Origin of the sequence: Pseudorhodoplanes sp. (assembly GCF_050250235.1) — a bacterium.
GTDB lineage: Bacteria > Pseudomonadota > Alphaproteobacteria > Rhizobiales > Xanthobacteraceae > Pseudorhodoplanes.
On record NZ_JBFWPA010000021.1, the window covers coordinates 56,361 to 76,337 of the forward strand.

Annotated in this window: 14 protein-coding genes and 1 pseudogene; 8 read left to right on the forward strand and 7 right to left on the reverse strand. The window is 64.9% G+C overall.

Annotation, left to right across the window (positions count from 1 at the left end):
- Positions 1 to 11 precede the first annotated feature (11 nt).
- Complete coding sequence (locus tag AB7F49_RS12175) at positions 12 to 1,631, forward strand: lysine--tRNA ligase (RefSeq protein ID WP_428522613.1); 1,620 nt, start codon at positions 12 to 14, stop codon at positions 1,629 to 1,631.
- A gap of 151 nt (positions 1,632 to 1,782) precedes the next feature.
- Here AB7F49_RS12175 and AB7F49_RS12180 read toward each other — a convergent pair whose 3' ends face one another.
- Positions 1,783 to 2,412, reverse strand: coding sequence for a S24 family peptidase (locus AB7F49_RS12180; protein WP_428522615.1), 630 nt, complete (start codon positions 2,410 to 2,412; stop codon positions 1,783 to 1,785).
- A gap of 165 nt (positions 2,413 to 2,577) precedes the next feature.
- On the opposite strand from AB7F49_RS12180, the gene AB7F49_RS12185 reads away from it, so the two are divergent.
- A complete protein-coding gene (locus tag AB7F49_RS12185; protein ID WP_428522617.1) occupies positions 2,578 to 3,663 on the forward strand; it encodes a quinone-dependent dihydroorotate dehydrogenase in 1,086 nt (361 codons plus the stop codon).
- Positions 3,664 to 3,727: 64 nt separating this feature from the next.
- On the opposite strand, the gene AB7F49_RS12190 is transcribed toward AB7F49_RS12185, so the two are convergent.
- The 3 genes from AB7F49_RS12190 to AB7F49_RS12200 are packed head-to-tail and all read right to left on the reverse strand — an operon-like array spanning position 3,728 to position 6,822.
- Entirely contained in the window at positions 3,728 to 4,054 is a 327-nt protein-coding gene (locus AB7F49_RS12190; protein WP_428522619.1) for a DUF6460 domain-containing protein, read from the reverse strand.
- Positions 4,055 to 4,096: 42 nt separating this feature from the next.
- Positions 4,097 to 5,779 carry a cisplatin damage response ATP-dependent DNA ligase gene (locus AB7F49_RS12195; RefSeq protein ID WP_428522621.1) on the reverse strand — a complete coding sequence of 561 codons (1,683 nt, stop codon included), beginning with the start codon at positions 5,777 to 5,779 and terminating at the stop codon, positions 4,097 to 4,099.
- Positions 5,776 to 6,822, reverse strand: a complete 1,047-nt coding sequence (locus AB7F49_RS12200) for a ligase-associated DNA damage response exonuclease (RefSeq protein WP_428522622.1) — start codon at positions 6,820 to 6,822, stop codon at positions 5,776 to 5,778. Before AB7F49_RS12200 ends, AB7F49_RS12195 begins: the two co-directional genes overlap by 4 nt.
- Positions 6,823 to 6,859: 37 nt before the next feature.
- Between AB7F49_RS12200 and AB7F49_RS12205 the strand changes: the two genes are divergently transcribed.
- The 4 genes and pseudogenes from AB7F49_RS12205 to pdeM all read left to right on the forward strand — a co-directional run bounded on the left by AB7F49_RS12205 (position 6,860) and on the right by pdeM (position 11,333).
- Complete coding sequence (locus tag AB7F49_RS12205; protein WP_428522624.1) at positions 6,860 to 7,825, forward strand: methyltransferase domain-containing protein; 966 nt, start codon at positions 6,860 to 6,862, stop codon at positions 7,823 to 7,825.
- 8 nt (positions 7,826 to 7,833) lie between these two features.
- Positions 7,834 to 8,041 (forward strand): annotated as a pseudogene (locus AB7F49_RS12210) (DEAD/DEAH box helicase); the annotation flags it as partial.
- Between the two features lie 210 nt (positions 8,042 to 8,251).
- Entirely contained in the window at positions 8,252 to 10,645 is a 2,394-nt protein-coding gene (locus AB7F49_RS12215) for a ligase-associated DNA damage response DEXH box helicase (RefSeq protein ID WP_428522626.1), read from the forward strand.
- Positions 10,623 to 11,333 (forward strand): ligase-associated DNA damage response endonuclease PdeM, encoded by a 711-nt coding sequence (pdeM, locus tag AB7F49_RS12220; protein ID WP_428522628.1) that lies wholly within the window; start codon positions 10,623 to 10,625, stop codon positions 11,331 to 11,333. The genes AB7F49_RS12215 and pdeM overlap by 23 nt, the downstream gene beginning before the upstream one ends.
- Here the strand turns inward: pdeM and AB7F49_RS12225 are convergent, their stop codons facing one another.
- From AB7F49_RS12225 to AB7F49_RS12235, 3 genes are all read right to left on the reverse strand, one after another.
- A complete protein-coding gene (locus AB7F49_RS12225; RefSeq protein ID WP_428522629.1) occupies positions 11,334 to 12,101 on the reverse strand; it encodes a TIGR02186 family protein in 768 nt (255 codons plus the stop codon).
- On the reverse strand, positions 12,098 to 13,024 hold the full coding sequence (locus AB7F49_RS12230; protein ID WP_428522647.1) for a sulfite exporter TauE/SafE family protein: 927 nt from the start codon (positions 13,022 to 13,024) through the stop codon (positions 12,098 to 12,100). Before AB7F49_RS12230 ends, AB7F49_RS12225 begins: the two co-directional genes overlap by 4 nt.
- A gap of 175 nt (positions 13,025 to 13,199) precedes the next feature.
- Entirely contained in the window at positions 13,200 to 16,196 is a 2,997-nt protein-coding gene (locus tag AB7F49_RS12235; protein WP_428522631.1) for a hypothetical protein, read from the reverse strand.
- A gap of 252 nt (positions 16,197 to 16,448) precedes the next feature.
- Between AB7F49_RS12235 and AB7F49_RS12240 the strand changes: the two genes are divergently transcribed.
- Together AB7F49_RS12240 and AB7F49_RS12245 are read left to right on the forward strand one after the other, a co-directional pair.
- On the forward strand, positions 16,449 to 18,260 hold the full coding sequence (locus AB7F49_RS12240) for an acyl-CoA dehydrogenase C-terminal domain-containing protein (protein WP_428522633.1): 1,812 nt from the start codon (positions 16,449 to 16,451) through the stop codon (positions 18,258 to 18,260).
- A 53-nt stretch (positions 18,261 to 18,313) separates the two neighbouring features.
- Positions 18,314 to 19,912: an AAA family ATPase gene (locus AB7F49_RS12245; protein ID WP_428522635.1), complete on the forward strand. Its 1,599-nt coding sequence runs from the start codon at positions 18,314 to 18,316 to the stop codon at positions 19,910 to 19,912.
- Positions 19,913 to 19,977 lie beyond the last annotated feature (65 nt).

Sequence of the window (19,977 nt, forward strand, 5' to 3'; positions counted from 1 at the left end):
TGAGAGCCTAGATGTCTTCTGAAACGCTGCGTTCCCTCGCCGAGCAATCCGGCGCCTGGCCGTTCGAGGAGGCGCGCAAAATCGTCGCGCGCCTGAAGAAGAGTCCGAAGGACGAGGTGATTTTCTCGACCGGCTACGGTCCGTCCGGGCTGCCGCATATCGGCACGTTCGGCGAGGTGGCCCGCACGACGATGGTGCGCCACGCCTTCCGCGTGCTGACGGACGACAAGATCAGGACGCGGCTGCTGGCCTTCTCCGACGACATGGACGGCTTGCGCAAGGTGCCGGACAACGTGCCGAACGGCGAGATGCTCAAGGAAGACCTCGGCAAGCCGCTGACCAGGGTGCGCGATCCGTTCGGCACGCATCCGAGTTTCGGCGCGCACAACAATGCGCGGCTCCGCGCCTTCCTCGACACCTTCGGCTTCGACTACGAATTCCTGTCGGCGACCGAGTGCTATACCTCCGGCCGCTTCGACAAGGCGCTGCTGCAGGTCTTGTCGCATTACGACAAGGTCATGGCGGTGATGCTGCCGTCGCTGCGCGAGGAGCGCGCGCAGACCTATTCCCCGTTCCTGCCGATTTCGGAGCGCACCGGCATCGTACTGCAGGTGCCCGTCACGGCGCATGATCCGGCGACCGGTACCATCACCTACGAAGACCCCGATACGAAAGAAAGCGTGACCACGCCCGTCACCGGCGGACGCTGCAAGCTGCAATGGAAGCCGGACTGGGCGATGCGCTGGTATGCGCTCGGCGTCGATTACGAGATGGCCGGCAAGGACCTGATCGACTCGGTGAAGCTGTCGGGCGAGATCAACCGGGCGATCGGCGGCACGCCGCCGGAGGGCTTCAATTACGAACTGTTCCTCGACGAGAAGGGCCAGAAGATTTCCAAGTCGAAAGGCAATGGGCTCACCATCGACGAATGGCTGCGCTATGCATCGCCGGAATCGCTGTCGCTGTTCATGTATCGCGAACCGAAGGCGGCGAAGCGGCTGTATTTCGACGTGATCCCGCGCAACGTCGACGAATATTTCCAGTTTCTCGACGGCTATCAGCGGCAGGACGACAAGCAGCGGCTGTCGAACCCGGTATGGCATATCCATTCCGGCCAACCGCCGGCGCCCGACATGCCGATCAACTTCCAGCTCCTGCTGACGCTGGTGTCGTCGTCGAATGCGGAGAATGCCGAGACCCTGTGGGGCTTCATCGCGCGCTATCGGCCCGGCGTCAGCCCGCAGACCCATCCGCGGCTGAACGCGATGGTCGGCTATGCGCTGAATTACTATCGCGACTTCGTATTGCCGACGAAAAGCTTCCGCGAGCCGGCCGATCGGGAACGGGCCGCACTGATGGACCTGCGCGATGCACTTTCCAACATGCCGGTCGATGCAACGGCGGAGAAAATCCAGGACGTGGTCTACGAGATCGGACGCCGCGAGCCGTTCCTCGACGAGAAGAAGAAGGCGAAGGACGGCAAGCCCGGCGTGTCACTCGACTGGTTCAACATGCTCTACCAGGTGCTGCTCGGGCAGGAAAAGGGGCCGCGCTTCGGGACCTTCGTCGCGGCGTATGGGTTGAAGAACACGGTCGACATGATCGACGGGGCGCTGGCGCGCAGCGCGTAGCACGCGTTCATGTCCCGGGCGCAGCGCATCACAAGCAACGCGAAGTGGTGCGCTGCAGAACCGGGACCCATAGAAAAACGGAGTGTAGGCCCCCGCTCTGCGGTGCATCACTCCGCTGCGCTACGTGCTGCACCGCGTCCGGGCACGAGGACTACTGGCTCGCCCACATGATTCGCGCAACCCAGAGCACGTCGTTCATCGCCAGCGTGCGCGCGGGATGATCCGGGTTGAGCGAATGCAGTTCGATCGTCTTCGCGGTCTTGCGTGCGAGTTGCTTGACCATCACCTCGCCGTCCTTGGTCTTGACCACGACGCGGTCGCCGCGGCGGGTGGGTGCGGCCGGCGACACCACGATCACGTCGCCCTTGCGGAAGGCCGGCTCCATCGAGTTGCCGGATATCTCGAGAGCGTAGGCATGCTCGTCATTGACCGAGGGAAAGGCTATTTCGTCCCAGCCCTTGCCGACCGGGAAGCCGCCATCGTCGAAATAGCCGCGCGAACCGGCCTCCGCGAATCCGATCAGCGGCACGGCTTGCGTGATCGGCCGCGCCGTTTCCGAAATCAGCGCGATGAAGGTCTCGACGCTGGTCCCGGTTGCGGCGAGCGACTTGGCGACCGACTCGGTCGAGGGCCAGCGGGCGCGGCCGTCCGGCGTGATGCGCTTGGACTTGTTGAAGGTGGTGGGATCGAGCCCGGCCTTCTTGGCGAGGCCGGATGCCGAAAGCCCGGCGCGCGCCGCGAGCCGGTCGATGGCGGTCCAGATCTGGGCGTGCGTCAGCATGGCAACCCCATGCGCTGCGAACGGATCGGCTGGTATGACTTCTGTCCTACCATTCGTATGGGATTAGTGCCGTTTGGCCGCGCTGTCCAGCCCTGCCTTCGCGTTTCTTGTGCGCATAGCGGTCGCTGGCTAGGTTCGTTCGCCTGAAACTGGAGTTCCTCCGGCGTGATCGCCCTTCTCGAGCGCCTCGCGCGCCCGTTCCTGCATCGCTTCGACCCCGAAGAGGCCCACCGGATCGCGCTCCGCGCCCTGCAATGGGCGCCGTTGCCGGCCGCCCGGCCCGATGATTCGCGGCTGGCGGTCCGTGCCTTTGGGCTGAACTTCCCCAATCCGGTGGGCCTCGCGGCCGGTTTCGACAAGAACGGCGAGGTACCCGACGCGCTGCTGCGGCTCGGCTTTGGGTTCGTGGAGGCTGGCGGGGTGACGCCGCGGCCGCAGGCCGGGAATCCGCGTCCCCGGCTGTTCCGTCTGGACGCCGACGGCGCCGTCATCAACCGGCTCGGGCTGAACAGCGAGGGCGCGGCAGTGGTGCTGCGCCGTCTCGCCGCCCGCGCCCATCTCGGCGGGATCGTGGGTATCAATCTCGGCCCCAACAAGGACAGTGCGGATCGCACCGCGGATTATGTCCGGCTGGTCGAAGGCTTCGCGCCGGTGGTGTCCTACATCACGATCAACGTGTCATCCCCGAACACGCCCGGCCTGCGCAACCTGCAGGAGGCGAAGAGCCTCGATGATCTGCTCGCGCGGGTGATTGCGGCGCGTGACCGCGTGCGCGCGCATGCGGGTCCCACGCCGCTGCTGCTCAAGATCGCGCCCGATCTCTCGCTCGTCGATCTCGACGACATCGTCGGCGTTGCGCGCAACCGCAGGGTCGACGGCATGATGGTTGGCAATACCACGGTGACGCGTCCGCCGAGCCTGCGCGAGCGGGAGAAGGCGATCGAGCAGGGTGGATTGTCGGGCAAGCCGCTGTTTCCGCTGTCGACGCGGATGCTGGCGGAGACCTATGTTCGGCTCGAAGGCGCGATGCCGATCATCGGGGTCGGTGGCATCGATTCGGGCGATGCTGCGATTGCCAAGCTGCGCGCCGGCGCAACGCTGGTGCAATTGTACAGCGGCCTGGTGTTTCACGGGCTTGCGCTGGTCCACAGCATCAAGCAGGCGCTGCTTGCGCAGGCGGAGAAGGGTCCGCTGGCCGAGATTGTCGGCATGGACGCCGCCGATATCACCGCGCAACCATGGCCGGTGTGATGCAGCGTAAGTGGATGCCGGGTTCGCGCGCTTTCAGCACGCGCCCCGGAATCTGCGCTGGTAGTTATCGCCCCTTGGGCGCGTTCATCAGCCGCAGGATCAGCCAGACCGGGATCACGATCACCGCGCCGAGCAGGAAGTAGCGCCAGACCCAGTTCAGCGCGTCGAAGCCGAGATTCCAGATCGTCTCGAACAGGCGCCGGATGCTGTTGATGATGTTGTAGGGGTCGAGCCCGAAGGTCACCATCACGAAGCCGACCAGGATCGACAGCAGGATCAGCCGGCCTGCGACAGCGAGCGGCGAGCCGCCGAGAAAGCGCGTGACGGAATCGCTCTGCGCGGGCGCAGGCCGTGACGTCTCGATCGAGGCGCGCGGATCGTTGGTCGACATGGTCCCCTCCATCCGGCATGAATCCGGAAGTCCATCATCTAGTCATGGGGCAGCGGCTTGCAAGCCGCCCTGCAATCGGCCGCGGCCCCGCTCGATCGATTCGACCATTTTCTCCAGCGTTTCCAGCCGGTCGGCCTCCCGAGGCGGCTTGTCCCAGCGCAGCCGGGAGATACGGGGAAAGCGCATGGCGATACCGGATTTGTGCCGGGTGGAGCGTTGCAGCCCCTCGAACGCGACTTCCAGCACAAGCCCTTCATCCGGCCCGTATTTCACCGAGCGCACCGGCCCGAACCGCTCGATCGTGTTGTTGCGGACATAGCGGTCGATCCGGATCAGTTCCTCGTCGGTGAAACCGAAATAGGCCTTTCCGACCGGCACCAGCGTCTCCGCGCCATCGATCCGCGTCCAGACCCCGAAGGTGTAATCGGAATAATAGGATGAGCGCTTGCCGCTGCCGCGCTGCGCATACATCAGCACCGCATCGACCGTGAACGGATCGCGCTTCCATTTCCACCACAGCCCCTTCGGGCGGCCAGGGACATAGGGCGCATCGCGCCGCTTGATCATGATGCCTTCGACCGCATTGGCGTCCTCGCCCGCACCGGCGGCAGCCGGATCGGCGCGCGCTGCAGCGAGTTCATCCCAGCTCGCGAACGGCACGAGCGGCGAGAGGTCGAGACGCGGATGCGCGTGGCGCGCGATAAAGTTTTGCAGGCGCTTGCGGCGATCTTCGAACGGCAGTTCGCGCAGGTCTTCGGTGCCGTCGACCAGAAGATCGTAGGCGCGCAGATGCGCGGGATAGTCGGCGACGAGTTTCGGCGTGACGGCTTTGCGGTTGAGCCGCTGCTGCAGCACGTTGAAGCTCTGCACGCGATGATCGCGCAGGATCAGCAATTCGCCATCGAGCGAGCCGTTGAAGTTCAGCGACTCGATAAGATCGGGGAAGCTTTTCGAGATGTCTTCGCCGGTGCGCGAATACATCCGCACGATCCGGTCGCCGCGCTCATTCATGCCGGCGGACGCCTGCACCCGGATGCCATCCCATTTCCATTCGGCGAGAAAGTCGGCCGGATCGAGCTTCTCGAAATCGGATTCCTCGATCGCCTGCGCCAGCATCGCCGGGCGGAACGGCGCCGGGTCGCTGGTCTCCGGCCTGTCGCCGCGGCCTTCGAACCAGGCGAACAGGTTTTCGTAGGGAGCCTCCAGTCCCGACCACATCAGCTCGATCTCGGTGACGTCCTTGTCGCCGAGCGCGGCGGCCGCGGTCTTCGCAAGCCGCGCCGAAACGCCGACGCGCAACGCTCCGGTGACAAGCTTGAGCAGCGCCCAGCGCCCGGTCTCGTCCAGCGCATCGAGCCAGCGCGCGATCTGCGCCGGCAGCTGCGTCTTGCCAAGGGTGTTGAGGGTGGTGACGACGTCGGTGATGGAAGGAATGAAGTTTGGCCGCGCGTCGGGCAGCGGCCACATCAGCGCGATCGTCTCCGAGGTGTCGCCGACGAAATCGCGCGACAGCCCGAACAGGACCGGATCGGTGCGCTCGGTGATCAGCGCACGGATCATGCCGGGCTTGGCGTATTGAAATGTGAGGCTGCCCGTGAGTGCGGCGAGCGCATAGCCGCGCTCCGGATCTGGCGTGCTGCGGAAATAGTCTGTCATCAGCCGCAGCTTGTTGTTGCGGCCCGGCTCGTAGGCGAGGCGATCGAGCAGTTCGGCGAAGCGGTTCATGCAGGGTTTCCCGCCTCGCCCTTGTCGGACGTACCGTCGGTCTCGTCCTCGTCACCGTAGCCGACGATATCGAGCGGCCGCGCCTTCAGCCCCTGCGTCCCGCACCAGTGAACCAGCGCGTCCTCCTGGCCGTGCGTCACCCAGATTTCGGACGCGCCGGTAGCGGCGATGGTGTCGCGCAGGCCGTCCCAGTCGGCGTGGTCGGAAATCACCAGCGGCAATTGCACGAGGCTCTGTCTTGCGCGCGCCCTCACCCGCATCCAGCCCGAAGCGTAAGCCGTCACCGGATCGGGGAAGCGGCGGGACCACACCTCCTTCAGCGCGGACGGCGGACACAGCGTGATGGTGCCGCCCAAGTCCTGCTTCTTCACATCGCGAACCGGGCGCAACTCGTCGAGATCGATGCCCTTGGCGAGGTAATAGCGCGACAGCGTTTCCATCGCGCCATGCAGATAGATCGGCTCGCGGTAGCCCGCCTTGCGGATGAGCGCGATGACGCGCTGCGCCTTGCCGAGCGAATAGGCCCCGACCAGATGCGCGCGCTCCGGAAACAGCGAAACCGAATGCAGGAGCTTCGCGATCTCCGCATCGGAATCCGGGTGGCGGAAAACCGGCAGCCCGAATGTCGCCTCGGTGATGAACACGTCGCAGCGCACGAGTTCGAATGGCGTGCAGGTCGGGTCCGGCACGTCCTTGTAGTCGCCCGACGCCACGATCCGGCAGCCGCCTCGCTCGACCGCGATCTGCGCCGAACCCAGCACATGGCCGGCCGGATGGAACGTCGCCGTGACGCCGTTCAGGGTCACGGTCTCGCCATAGCGGATCGCCTGCGTGGAGTCTGCGAAATCCTCGCCGTAGCGCAGCCGCATGATGTCGAGGGTTTCCTGCGTCGCCAGCACGGCGCCGTGCCCGGCCCGGGCATGGTCGGAATGACCATGCGTGATCAGCGCCCTGTCGACCGGACGGGTCGGGTCGATGTAAAAGCCGCCGGTCTTGCAGCACACGCCGGACGGGGTGGGGAGCAGCAGGTCTTCGGGACGCATCGTGCCTACATAGGTTCCGGACAGGAAAATCGCGAGAATGTCTTCAACGCGGCAAGCGCAATCGCTGTTTCAGTCGTCGGGCGACCTGATCGCCGACCGGCGCTACGGAATGGCGCGCGAGTTCCGCGAGCGGGGCGACCACGCCGCCGCGCTCGATCTGCTGGAACAGACCGTCGAGCGGACACCCGGCTTTGCCGCGGCGTGGTTCGACCTCGGGCACCTGCGCGAAGTGGCGGGGAACCGGGATGGCGCGGTGGCGGCCTTTGAGCGGGCGCTGGCGGCGGACTCGTCCGACCGGCATGGCGCGGGTTTGCGGTTGCGCCTTCTGAACATCGGCGGACACGCGATGTCGGCGGATTACGTGCGCTCGGTGTTCGATCAATATGCGGCGAAGTTCGACCATGCGCTGGCGGCGCTGGCCTATTCCGCGCCGGAACTGCTCGCGCAGGCCGTGGCCGAAGTCTGCCGCGCGCAGAACCGTCCGTTCCATTTTGCCGCCATGCTCGACCTCGGCTGCGGCACCGGGTTGTCGGGCGCCGTGTTCCGGCCGGTGTGTGACTGGATCGAGGGTGTCGACCTGTCGCCGGGGATGATCGCGCAGGCGCGCCGCAAGAACCTTTACGACAAGCTCGATGCCGGCGACCTGACCGAGAGCCTCGACCGCCACATCCGCGCCGATGCGCGTTTCAACTTGGTCGTGGCTGCGGATGTGTTTGTCTATTGCGCCGACCTGACGCTGATCGCAGCGCTGGTCCATGACGTGCTCGCGGCCGAGGGGCTGTTTGCCTTCACGGTCGAGACGCATGGCGACGGCGGCGTCATCCTCGGGCCGAAGTTGCGGTACGCCCATGGCGAGGCGCATGTGCGAACCGCGCTGGAGGCGGCCGGGCTGGCGATCCGCACGCTCGTGCCGGTCTCGACCCGCATGGAGGCCGATGTGCCGGTGCCCGGATTGCTGGTGATCGCGGAGCGCGCCCCGGCTTCGCCATTGTCCGCACGATAGAGTGGGGCGTGGCTCTTCTCGATCAAATCGCGACGCCTGCCATCCTCCCGGACGTCTTTGCGCGCTGGTTCGCCGCGCGCGGCTGGGCGCCGCGTGCGCATCAGCTCGAATTGCTGAAACGCGCGCGCGAAGACAAGTCGGTGTTGCTGATCGCGCCCACCGGCGGCGGCAAGACGCTGGCGGGATTTCTGCCGACGCTGGTGGAGTTGAGCGAGGCCGACACCCGCAGTGCCTCTTTTCCCCTCCCCCCGCGAAGCGGTGGGGAGGGGTTAGGGGTGGGGGGCAACGTAAGGAAGGCAGGCCGCGGCCCCCCCCCCCCCCCCCCCCCCCCCCCTTTGGGGGGGGGTGGGTTTGGGGGGGGGGGCCCACGTAAGGAAGGCAGGCCGCCCCCCCACCCCCGACCCCTCCCCACCACTCGCTGCGCTCATGGGGGGAGGGGAGAAGAAGCGGCTCGTTTCCACAGGTCGAGGTGTGCAGCGCACCCAAGGCCTCCACACTCTCTACATCTCGCCGCTGAAAGCACTCGCGGTCGACATTGCGCGCAATCTCGAAACGCCGGTCGCGGAGATGGGGCTGCCGATCCGGATCGAGACGCGCACCGGCGATACGCCCGTCTCCAAGCGCACCCGCCAGCGCCGCGATCCGCCCGACATCTTGCTGACCACGCCGGAGCAGCTTGCGCTTCTGCTCGCGTCGGCCGATGCGCCCTATCTGTTCGGCACCCTGAAGCGCGTGATCCTCGACGAACTCCATGCGCTCGTCACCTCGAAACGCGGCGATCTGCTCTCGCTCGGGCTGGCGCGGCTGTTTCGCCTGGCGCCCGGCCTGCACACCATCGGCCTGTCTGCGACCGTCGCCGAGCCCGACGATCTGCGCCGCTATCTGGTGCCGCAGCCGCAGGAAGGGGAGACCCTCGCCGATCTCGTGATCGCCAAGCCCGGCGCCGAGCCGCATGTCACCATGCTGGAGCCCGATACCCGCGCTCCCGACTTTTACATTCCCTGGGCCGGACATTCGGCGCGCCACGCCCTCCCTCAGATCTACGACCTCATCAAACGCCACAAGACCACGCTGGTCTTCGTCAATACCCGCAGCCAGGCGGAACTGATCTTCCAGGAGCTGTGGCGCATCAACGACGATGGATTGGCGATCGCGCTGCATCACGGCTCGCTCGATGTGGCGCAACGGCGCAAGGTGGAAGACGCGATGGCGGCCGCCAAGCTGCGCGCGGTGGTGTGTACCTCCTCGCTCGATCTCGGCATCGACTGGGGCGACATCGATCTCGTCATCAATGTCGGTGCGCCGAAAGGCTCGTCGCGCCTCCTGCAACGCATCGGCCGCGCCAATCACCGGCTCGACGAGCCCTCGCGCGGCATTCTCGTTCCAGCGAACCGCTTCGAGGTGCTTGAATGCCGCGCCGCGATCGAGGCGGTCGCGGACAATGCGCAGGATACCCCGCCGCTCCGCACCGGCGCGCTCGACGTTCTCGCACAGCATGTGCTGGGCACCGCCTGCGGCGAGCCGTTCGATGCCGACGTGCTCTATGACGAGGTGACGTCCGCGGCGCCGTATCGCGATCTGACCCGCTCCGACTTCGACGCAACCATCGATTTCGTCGCGACCGGTGGCTACGCGCTGAAAGCCTATGAACGCTTCGCCAAGATCAGGCAGGACAAGGCCGGCCGCTGGCGCGTGACGCATCCAAGGTTCGCACAGGCCTATCGCATGAATGTCGGCACCATCGTGGAAGCCGTGATGCTGAAAGTCCGGCTCGTGCGTTCGCGCGGGGGCGCGAGCGGCCGCACCGGCCCGATCGGACGGGGAGGGCGCATCCTCGGACAGGTCGAGGAATATTTCGCGGAGACCCTGGCGCTCGGCGACACCTTCGTGTTCGCCGGCGAGGTGCTGCGCTACGAGGCGATGGTCGAGGACGAGCTTTACGTTTCGCGCGCGACCGATGACGATCCGAAGGTGCCGTCCTACGAGGGCGGCAAGTTCCCGCTCTCGACCTATCTCGCGTCGCGGGTGCGGAGCATTCTGGCGACGCCGTCCGAATGGAAGGCGCTCCCGGCTCCGGTGCGTGAATGGCTGGAAATCCAGGAATGGCGCTCGGTGCTGCCCGGACCGCGCGAATTGCTGGTCGAGACCTTCCCGCGCGCCGACAAGCATTATCTCGTCTGTTACCCGTTCGAGGGCCGGCTGGCGCACCAGACGCTTGGCATGCTGCTGACCCGGCGGCTGGAGCGCGCGCGGCTGCGCCCTCTCGGGTTCGTCGCCAACGAATATGCGCTGGCGGTGTGGGGCCTCGGCGATGTCGCGCAGAGAATCCGGCGCGGGGAACTGTCGCTCGCGGCCCTGTTCGACGAGGACATGCTGGGCGACGACCTGGAAGCCTGGCTCGCCGAGTCGATGATGATGAAGCGGACCTTCCGCACCAACGCGGTGATCGCGGGACTGATCCAGCGCCGCTCGACCGATCGGGAGAAGACGCGGCGGCAGGTCACGATTTCCACCGACCTGATCTATGATGTGCTGCGCAAGCACCAGCCCGATCACCTGCTGTTGCGTGCGGCGCGTGCCGATGCGGCAACAGGTCTGCTCGATATCAAGCGGCTCGGCGAAATGCTCTCCCGGATCAGGGGCCGAATCGTCCATAAGCCTCTGGAGCATGTGTCGCCGCTCGCGGTTCCGGTGATGCTCGAAATTGGCCGCGAGACGGTGTACGGCGAGGCTGCGGACGCGCTGCTTGCGGAGACCGCGGACGAACTGGTCAAAGAGGCAATGACGGGGGTTTCGGGTGGTCGCCACGGCGGCAATTAGCGGGCCGGATTACCGGATCGACGAAATAGGACTGTCGGGTGCGCGACTGGCGGTCGATCCGGCGGGCATTCTCTGGTGGCCGGCGGAACGGCTGCTGGCGGTCGCCGACCTGCATTTCGAGAAAGCATCGAGCTTCGCGCGCCATGGTGCATTGCTGCCGCCATTCGATACCGCGGCGACGCTGGCGCGGCTGTGCGAGGCGATCATGCGCTACCGGCCGCGCACCGTGCTGGCATTGGGCGACAGCTTCCATGACGGCGATGGCCCGCTGCGGCTTGGCGACACCGACCGCGACATGATCGCGGCGCTCCAGCAGGGCCGTGACTGGGTCTGGATCGCGGGCAATCACGATCCCGACCCTGCGGTGGGCATCGGCGGGGTGTTCACCCCGGAGCTCTCCGTCGGATCGGTGACGTTCCGGCACGAGCCGCGCGGGCAGGCCGGCGAGATCGCGGGCCATCTGCATCCGATGGCGCGGATCAGCGCGCGCGGCCGCTCGGTCAGCCGCAAGTGCTTTGCCATCGATGACGAGCGCATGGTGATGCCGGCCTTCGGTGCGTTCACCGGCGGGCTGAATATCCGCGCGGCGGCGTTCATGACCGTGTTCGGCGCGCTTTCCTTCCGCGCGCACATGCTCGGTGCGACGCGGCTCTATGCGGTCGACGCTATGCGCTGCCTGCCGGATTGATCAATCCTTCCGGAAAATCACCGACGCGAACCAGCCGGTCGCCAGCGCCATCAATGTCGTGAACAGGCCGTACAGAATGCCGTGATTGGCGGCGGCATTGACGATGAACTGCTCGATCCCGACCTTCACAACTTCGAGCGCGGAATGCGCCCGGGCAAGCTCGGTGCCGTCGGCGAACAGTCGCACGTCGACGTCGTAATTGCCGACCGGCGCCTCGGCTGGCAGGCGGATGGTGGCTCGGAACAGGTTGGGCGTTAGAAACGTGACACCGGCCGGCTCTTCGACATAAAGCTTTCGCTGCTTGCGCAACCGGATCAGCGCTTCGCGGAAGATGTCGTGCTCGCCGGACTGGATTTCGGAAGTCAGCGCCGGCCTTGGCACAAGATACATGCCGATTTCCTGGCGCCGAAGCAATTCTGCCGACGCGATCTCGCCAATCGGCCGGTTGCTCAGCACGCCGAGATAGGTCGGTGTCTTAAGGAAAGAGCGCGATTCCGCATTGGTCCAGATGCCGAGCACATGGTCCTTCTTGCGCACCACCAGCGTTTCGCGCGGACCGGCGACCGTGACGATAATGTCATACTCGCCCTTGCGCGAAACGGTCTTGGCGTCGCGCTCGATCGAGCCGAACAGCACCAGTTCGATGCCGGTGAAGCTCGACGTGACCAGCACCTGATGGCTGGACAGCGACGTGATCAGCCGTTCGGCGCCGGCAGGCATCGCCGCGAGCAGCAATAGAGCGCAGGAGAAGGCGGCCCGTCGCATCATGCGCCGTCTCCGGTGAAGCGGATGGTGAACAGTTCGGAGGGCTGGATCAAAAGGTCCAGAGCGAAGCGGACGCCGACACCGAGGACGAGCAGGCCGAGCAGGAAGCGCAGTCGTTCCGCCTTCATGCGCTGGCCGGCGCGGGCGCCGAACTGGGCACCGACCACGCCGCCGACCATCAGGATCAGGGCAAGCAGCGCGTCCACCAGATGGTTGGTTGCGGCATGCATGACCGTTGCCGACGCCATGGTGACGAGCGTGAGCACGGTCGAGGTGCCGATCACGGTCGCGGTCGGCACGCGCAGGAAATAGATCAGCATCGGCACCAGCAGAAAGCCGCCGCCGATGCCCATCAGGGCTCCGATGAACCCGATGAGGAACCCGATCCCCAGCACCGGAAACGCGGAAACGTAAATCTTCGATCGCTTGAACCGGACCTTGAACGGAAGTCCGTGCAGCCATGTGTGACTGCCGGGGCGCCGAAGCACGACCGGGTAACCCTGGTGGGCCCGGATGATGGCGCGCACCGATTCGCTCACCATCATGCCGCCGACCGCGACCAGCAGAACCACGTAGGAGAGCGCGATCACCAGATCGAGCAGATCGGCCGATCGCAGCAGCGTGAAAATCCATACGCCGCCCGCGGTCCCGATGATGCCGCCGGCGAGCAACATCATCGCAAGCGGAATGTCGATTGCATTTCGACGCCAGTAGCTCAAGGCACTCGACGCCGAGGAGGCAGCGATGTGGCTCGACACGGTTGCAACCGCGACCGCCGGAACAATGCCGATGAAGATCAGGAGCGGCGTCATCAGGAAGCCGCCGCCGATTCCGAACATCCCCGAGATGAAGCCGACCGCCAGCCCCATGCCAAGCAGAAGGAACATGTTGACCGGAAGATCGGCAATGGGGAGATAGATCTGCACCAGCGTCCCGGATACTTGCGCAAGCCATTCTTGACGGGGCATGCCCCGCGTGACCATCGCGGCAAATAATCCGGCGCGCGGCCGCCGAATGACGCCGCGTTTGAGCCCATCCGTACAGGACTGTGCGGATTAGTCGAATGATTTGTCGCTGGCCGTTCGGGTTTCGCGGCTAACCTTAGGACGCCGTGACCTTCACGACACTACCGGCACGCGGCTTCTTGCCAGGTGCCGTTTCGGCAGCCGGACGGTCCCAGCCGCCGGGAGGTGCGCTGACGGTGACGGCATCGTCGGGCTGCGGCTGCGCGGTGAAGGACTGTACCGCAGAGCGGGCGGCTGCAAGCGAGCCGGCGTCGAGTTTCGAGCCGACATCATCGCGCTTCTTGGCGGCGTCGCGATCGCCCTGAACGGCGGCAAGCGAGAACCACATGTAGGACTCGGCCAGGTTCTGGTCGACGCCAATGCCGCGCGCATGGAGGATCGCGAGATTGTACTGGCTGTCTGCGACGCCGCGTTCGGCCGCACGGCGGAACCATTGGGCAGCCGTCTTGTAGTCGGCCTTGCCGTCCACTCCTTCGGCATAGAGCACGGCCAGATTGTGCATCGCCTTGGCGTTGCCCTTTTCGGCCGCGGCTATGTAGTGGCGGCGCGCGACTGACAGGTCTTTCCTTACACCTTGGCCCTTTTCGTAGAGGCCGGCGAGGCGGAAATGCGCCGGTGCGAGCCCGGATTCGGCTGCGCGCTCCAGCCAGCGCAGACCCGCTTCGGTATTCTGCGGAACGCCACGTCCCTCGATCTGGCGCACGCCGACCTCGAATTCCGCCGCCGGCTCTCCTTTTCTGGCGGCATTGCGCAGCGCAAGCGGCAGCTTGTCCGGCAGCGGGGGTATGGGGCCGCGTGCCAGCGCGGGTTCGGGGACGATTCGCTTGCCCGGTGCGCCGATCGAACCGGTCGGCGCAGGGTCTCCGACCGGCGCTTCGACGGTCGGCGACGCAACCTTCGACCGCTCCGGCACGATTACGCCTGAGGATGGTGTTGCAAAGATCTCGGGCTTTGACGGCAACACGGCGGGGGCGGCGATTGTCGGCGCGGGCTGCGTCTCAGGGGTCTCCGCAACGTCGAGCGCGGCGGGGGCGGTGATTTCGGCAACCGACTGGTTGGCCGGATCGAGCATGTCGATGGCGACTCGCGCCGACGCGACGACCAGAATGATGGCGCCGGCACCCACGAAGAGCGAGCGCACCTTCTGGCCGATGGACTTGCCTGACTTGTCGCCTTCGTCCGGCTTGCCGGCAGCCTCCGGCGCCGTGGCGGCCGCGGCCTGCGCCGCACGGCGTGCCGCCGCGATGAAATTGGTCTGGCCCGGATGATTGGCGCCGCCGGGCTTCGCATTGCCGATCGCTGCCTCCGAAGCCGCGATTCTTTCTGCGGCGGAGGCGGGTGGGCGTGCGCGCGGCGTGCCGGAGCCCGGCTCCAGGGGGAAGTCCGGCGGCAGGCTTGAATCGATCGGGTTTCGCTCACGTCCCCGGGATGCGGTGGGCGCGGCTTGAGGCGTTTGTGTAGCCGCTGCTGCGACCGGCCGTGAGCCCTCCGCCGCCACGGACTTTGGGCGAGCGTCGGGCCTGGACTGGTTCTGCACGACCGGCTTGTCGGCTTCCTGCCCGCGCGGAGCGACCTGCGGCGGGCTGTTTGAAGGCTCCGGCATGCGTGGCCGTTCCGCTGCAATGACCGGCGGCTCCGAGGGGGAAAGCGGCACCTGCAGCTTTGCCGCTGGCATCGGCGCTGGCGCCGGCGCGAGCATGGGCGTCGGCGCAGGCATCGGCGCGGGGGCTTCCGCCGCAAAACGCGCCTCGCGAATGCCGCCTTCGATAATGGCCAGCCGGTCGACCAGATGGCCGAGGGTGGAGTGAACGGCTTCGAGGGAGTCTTGTGTGCGGATCAGATCGCGCTTCAGATGGTCGACGGCAGGCGTGGGATCGATGACGGGCTGCGGCGCGGGAATCTGGATCGCGTCGAGCCGTGCCGTCAGATCGGCGAAGCCGCGTTCGATCGCGCCGAGAACCGGAAGACTGGCGATGCGCTGCTCGATCGAATGCAGCATGTCCGCGTCGATGCCCTTGGACGTCGCGGCGACGCGCTCGACCTTGGCAGACAATCCCTTGATCTCTTCCGAAAGGCCAGCAAGCGTATCGTTGGACGCGACATTGGCCACGATGTTGCGAAGAGCTCCGATGGAGCTCTCGAGCTGCTGCAGCGAAGCGGGGTCCTGGTACAGGCCGGCCGACTGGTCGATGCGGTCGGACAGATTGCGGATGGCCTGCTCGAATCCCGCCAGACTTTCGGCGGGTTTGAGGCTGCGGATGGCATCGCGCACGTCGGCGAGCGAGCGCTCCATCCCGGCAATCGCATCCGGGTCGACGCCGGCGGCGCGGCTGATGTCGATGCGTTCCGCGAGCCGGCGCACCTCCGCCTCGAGCGCTTCGATGGCGTGGCGCGGCACCGCCTCCATGAGGCGGTTCGAAATCTCCGCCAAATCCTCGCGAAGCTCGCGCAGCGCCCCGCTGAAATCGGGCGCCGGCTGGCGAAGCGTCTCGATCTGGGCGGTCAGGTTGCGGATCTGCGATTCCAGACCGGACAGGTCGGGTCCGGGCTGCGGCTCCGGATAGCGCGGCGGCTCGGGATAGCGAGCCGGCTCCGGCTGCCAGGACGGCACCAGCGGGGGCGCATATGGCTGCTGCCGCGCATGGGGCGGTGCGTAGGGATCGACGGCCGGGTGGTATTGCTCGGGCGGCAGCGGCGGCGGTGATGACGGCACGAACGGCCTGGCGGCGGACGGATCGCCGTCCAGCGCATGCATGCGAGCGGCGATCTGGGCGACCGCGTCCTCGATATCCAGCCGGGCCGGCGGCTCGGAATACGGATAGGCCGGCGGGCCATAGCCGGGGGGCGGCGCCGGCCGATAATGGCCGGCCTGAGGCGGCATGGGCGGCATGGGCGGCATCGCCGGTCCCCGCGGATCGCGGCCCGGCGGCCGGTAGCCCTGCGGCATCGCCGGCTGGGCATAAGGATCCGGCCGGGCATAGGGATAGGGCGCGGCACCGTAGCTTGCGGGAGGGAAATAATAGGAATTGGGCTTCGGCGCATGGGCGTCCGGCCGCGCACCGTTTTCAGTCATCCGCACGCGCTCGTTCATTGCATGACCCGCATCGCCTGATGAGGCTTTCGCGCCTTCGCGGCACCGCGATTCCCTAAAGATTGGGGTCTTCAGGAAAGCGGCCCGCCCCCGGGAACAGACTTTTTCGCGTCAGGGTAAACAAGCGGTTAACCGATGCGATTTCTTAAGGATTTGTGGCCGTCGCGCGGCGGCCTGAAACCAAATAGCCTAGGCAAACGACCAGCGAAGGTTCTGGCGATTCGGGGGAAAGCGATGCCGGTCTACACCGCGCCGACGGACGACGTGATGTTCCTGCTCAACGATGTGTTCCGCATCGAGCGCCACAACAATGTGGCGGGATTTGGCGATGCGACCCCCGATGTGGTCGAGGCAATCCTCGTAGAAGCCGGCAAGCTCTGCGCCGAGGTGCTCACGCCTCTGAACCGTATCGGCGATATCCAGGGATGTACGCGCCACGAGGACGGACGCGTCACCACGCCGGAGGGATTCAAAGGCGCCTACGACCAGCTGGTCGCCGGCGGCTGGGTCGGGCTGTCGGCGCCCACCGAATTTGGCGGGCAGGGACTGCCCGGCACGCTGACCGTGATCATCAACGAATTCATGGCCTCGGCCAATCTCGCCTTCTCGATGTATTCCGGGCTGGTGCAGGGCGCGGTCGCGGCGATCCTCACCCATGGCTCGGACGAACAGAAACGGAAATTCCTGCCGAAGATGATCGAGGGCGTGTGGGCCGGCACCATGAATCTCACCGAGCCGCAATGCGGCACGGACCTTGGCCTGCTCCGCACCAAAGCGGTGAAGCAGGCCGACGGCAGCTACAAGATCTCAGGCACCAAGATCTTCATCTCCGGCGGCGAGCAGGACCTGACCTCGAACATCATCCATCTGGTGCTGGCGCGCATCGAAGGCGCGCCGGAGGGCACGCGCGGCATCTCGCTGTTCATCGTGCCGAAGGTGATGGTCAACGACGACGGCACGCTGGGCGAGCGCAACGGCGTGGTGTGCGGCTCGATCGAGCACAAGATGGGCATCCACGGCAATTCCACCTGCGTGATGAATTACGACAACGCGACCGGCTATCTGATCGGGCAGGAGAATCGCGGGCTCAACGCCATGTTCGTGATGATGAACGAGGCGCGGCTCGGCGTCGGCGTGCAGGGGCTGGCGCTGTCCGAGGTCGCGTATCAGAACGCGGTGATCTACGCCAAGGAGCGGCTGCAGGGCCGCGCGCTGACGGGGCCGAAATTTCCCGACAAGCCGGCCGATCCGATCATCGTGCATCCCGACGTGCGGCGCACGCTGCTCTCCATCCGCGCCTTCAACGAGGCGGCGCGCGCGCTCACGATCCAGACCGCGCTCTATGGCGATCTCGCGCAGCGCTCGCAGGATGCGAAAGAGAAGCAGCATGCCGACGACATGATGGGCCTCCTGACGCCGGTGGTGAAGGGCGTGCTGACCGATACCGGCTTCGCCAACGCGGTCAACGCGCAGCAGATGTTCGGTGGCCACGGCTATATTTCGGAGACCGGCGTCGAGCAGTTCGTGCGCGATGCGCGCATCCCCATGATCTACGAGGGTGCCAACGGTATCCAGGCGCTCGATCTGGTCGGGAGAAAGCTGCCGAAGGACGGCGGCCGTGCGGTGATGGCGTTCTTCGCCGAGGTGCAGGGCTTCGTCAATGCGCACAAGGCCGATGAGACGATGAAGCCGATCGTGCAGCCGCTCGACGCGTCGCTCGGGCATCTGCAGGCGGCCACGATGTGGTTCATGAACAACGCAATGAAGAACCCGGACAATGCCGGCGCCGGCGCGTCGGACTACATGCACATGTTCGGGCTGGTGGCGCTGGGGCTGATGTGGGGGCGGATTGCGCTGGCGGTGAAAGAGAAGCTGGCGGAGGGCACGGCGTCAGCCGGTGCGTCACTCGATGCGCAGGCGCTGAAGAACAAGCTGATCGTGGCGCGGTTTTTCGGCGAGAAGATGCTGCCGGAAACGGCGGCGCAGCTGAAGCGGATCGAGGCGGGGGCCGGGAGCGTGATGGAGATGGCGGAGGGGGGGTTTTAGGGGAGCGGATTTTATCCTCAGCGCATTACCGAAATTTCGATTGAGGCTAATCAATGAGAATAAGCAGGGTTATGCTGAGTGAATTTCGTCGCTTTAGCGATCTAGAGATCAAGGACGTTCCCGACACCGCCCGTCTCGTTGTGCTGGCGGGACCTAACGGCTGCGGGAAGTCCTCGTTATTTGATGCGTTTTCGGTATGGCATCAAATCAATGCGAGGCGCAGCTGGCAAAACGATACTAGTTACTACTATAAAGGTAATAGCCGCGCTGAGGATATTCAGAAAAGGATCAGTCTTGAGGTCTCCGACGCAGCTGATCCCACGCACAAGGCATCATTCTATTTCCGGACCGCATACCGGAACGATCCGGAATTTTCTCTCGATCGCCTGAATCGAATGCCCCCAATAGAAGAGGAGATTCGAATCCATCGAATGATCGAAAGCGACGCGGTTGTAACGCAGAATTACCAGAGATTGGCTTCGCAAGCGTTCGAAGACGTGTTTGCCAACGAAAGCGCCGAAACAACCATTGGTGAATTTCGCGAGAAAGTCATTGGTGACATACGCGAAGCTACCAAGCGTTTGTTTCCTGAGTTGGTGCTGAACAGTTTGGGAAACCCGCTCGCCAAAGGCACTTTTAGGTTCGATAAGGGCGCGACGAAGGGATTTGAATACAAAAATTTGTCCGGCGGAGAGAAGGCTGCGTTTGATCTAATTTTGGATTTTGTAGTCAAGAAGCGCATTTATTCGGATAGCGTCTACTGTATCGACGAGCCTGAAGCGCACATGAACACGCGCCTTCAGGGCGCGCTGCTTGGAGAGTTATTCAGATTACTTCCCGAAAGATCGCAGCTTTGGGTAGCTACACATTCAATCGGGATGATGCGAAAGGCTCGCGAACTTCACGATGAGAATCTCGGGCGGGTTGCCTTTCTCGATTTCGGTGGCCACGACTTCGACCAAGCTGTCGTGATTACACCATCGCGCCCGACTCGAGCCTTTTGGGAGGGCGTGTTGAACGTCGCGTTGGACGATCTTGCAAATCTGGTCGCTCCGAGAGAGGTGATAGTTTGCGAAGGTAATCCCGCTGGGGCAATCCCAGGAAAAAACGCCGAGCATGACGCAACCATCTACAATACAGTTTTTGGAGATGAGATGCCGGATGCAAAGTTCGTTGCGAGCGGAAATTCAAAAGAGGTTGCGGCGGATCGGCTGGGATTCGTCGCCGCTCTCCCGAAGTTGGCTATAGGCATCAAGGTCAGACGATTGATCGATCGAGACGATCATGCGCCCGCTGACGTTCAGAAGATGAAACGGGACGGCATTACGACTTTGGGACGGCGCCATCTTGAAGCCTATCTCTACGACGACGAAGTGCTCGCTGCGCTTTGTGAATCAGTTGGCAAGGCGCTAGAGGCTAAAAATGTAATAGCGGACAAAGCGCAAGCAGTTGCCGCTAGCGTCGCTCGTAACAACCCGCACGATGACATTAAGTCAGCCGCAGGCGCTATTTATGACAAAACCAAGAGAAGGCTTGGACTGACTGGTATCGGAAATGATCAGATGGCTTTCGCACGAAATACCTTGGCTCCGCTGTTAAAGCCGGGGATGGCCGGTGACGCCGACCTGATGAGAGATTGGTTTGGACTCTAAGCTAGCACAGGTTCGCGATTGCGGCGCGGGGTCCCCGCCTTCGCGGGGCCGAGCGGGAGCGGTTG

Coding starts and splice junctions, on each gene's coding strand:
- AB7F49_RS12175 (WP_428522613.1), top strand. CDS start 12: ATGTCTTCTGAAACGCTGCGTTCCCTCGCCGAGCAATCCGGCGCCTGG.
- AB7F49_RS12180 (WP_428522615.1), bottom strand. CDS start 2,412: ATGCTGACGCACGCCCAGATCTGGACCGCCATCGACCGGCTCGCGGCG.
- AB7F49_RS12190 (WP_428522619.1), bottom strand. CDS start 4,054: ATGTCGACCAACGATCCGCGCGCCTCGATCGAGACGTCACGGCCTGCG.
- AB7F49_RS12195 (WP_428522621.1), bottom strand. CDS start 5,779: ATGAACCGCTTCGCCGAACTGCTCGATCGCCTCGCCTACGAGCCGGGC.
- AB7F49_RS12200 (WP_428522622.1), bottom strand. CDS start 6,822: ATGCGTCCCGAAGACCTGCTGCTCCCCACCCCGTCCGGCGTGTGCTGC.
- AB7F49_RS12205 (WP_428522624.1), top strand. CDS start 6,860: ATGTCTTCAACGCGGCAAGCGCAATCGCTGTTTCAGTCGTCGGGCGAC.
- AB7F49_RS12215 (WP_428522626.1), top strand. CDS start 8,252: ATGGGGGGAGGGGAGAAGAAGCGGCTCGTTTCCACAGGTCGAGGTGTG.
- AB7F49_RS12225 (WP_428522629.1), bottom strand. CDS start 12,101: ATGATGCGACGGGCCGCCTTCTCCTGCGCTCTATTGCTGCTCGCGGCG.
- AB7F49_RS12235 (WP_428522631.1), bottom strand. CDS start 16,196: ATGACTGAAAACGGTGCGCGGCCGGACGCCCATGCGCCGAAGCCCAAT.
- AB7F49_RS12240 (WP_428522633.1), top strand. CDS start 16,449: ATGCCGGTCTACACCGCGCCGACGGACGACGTGATGTTCCTGCTCAAC.
- AB7F49_RS12245 (WP_428522635.1), top strand. CDS start 18,314: ATGAGAATAAGCAGGGTTATGCTGAGTGAATTTCGTCGCTTTAGCGAT.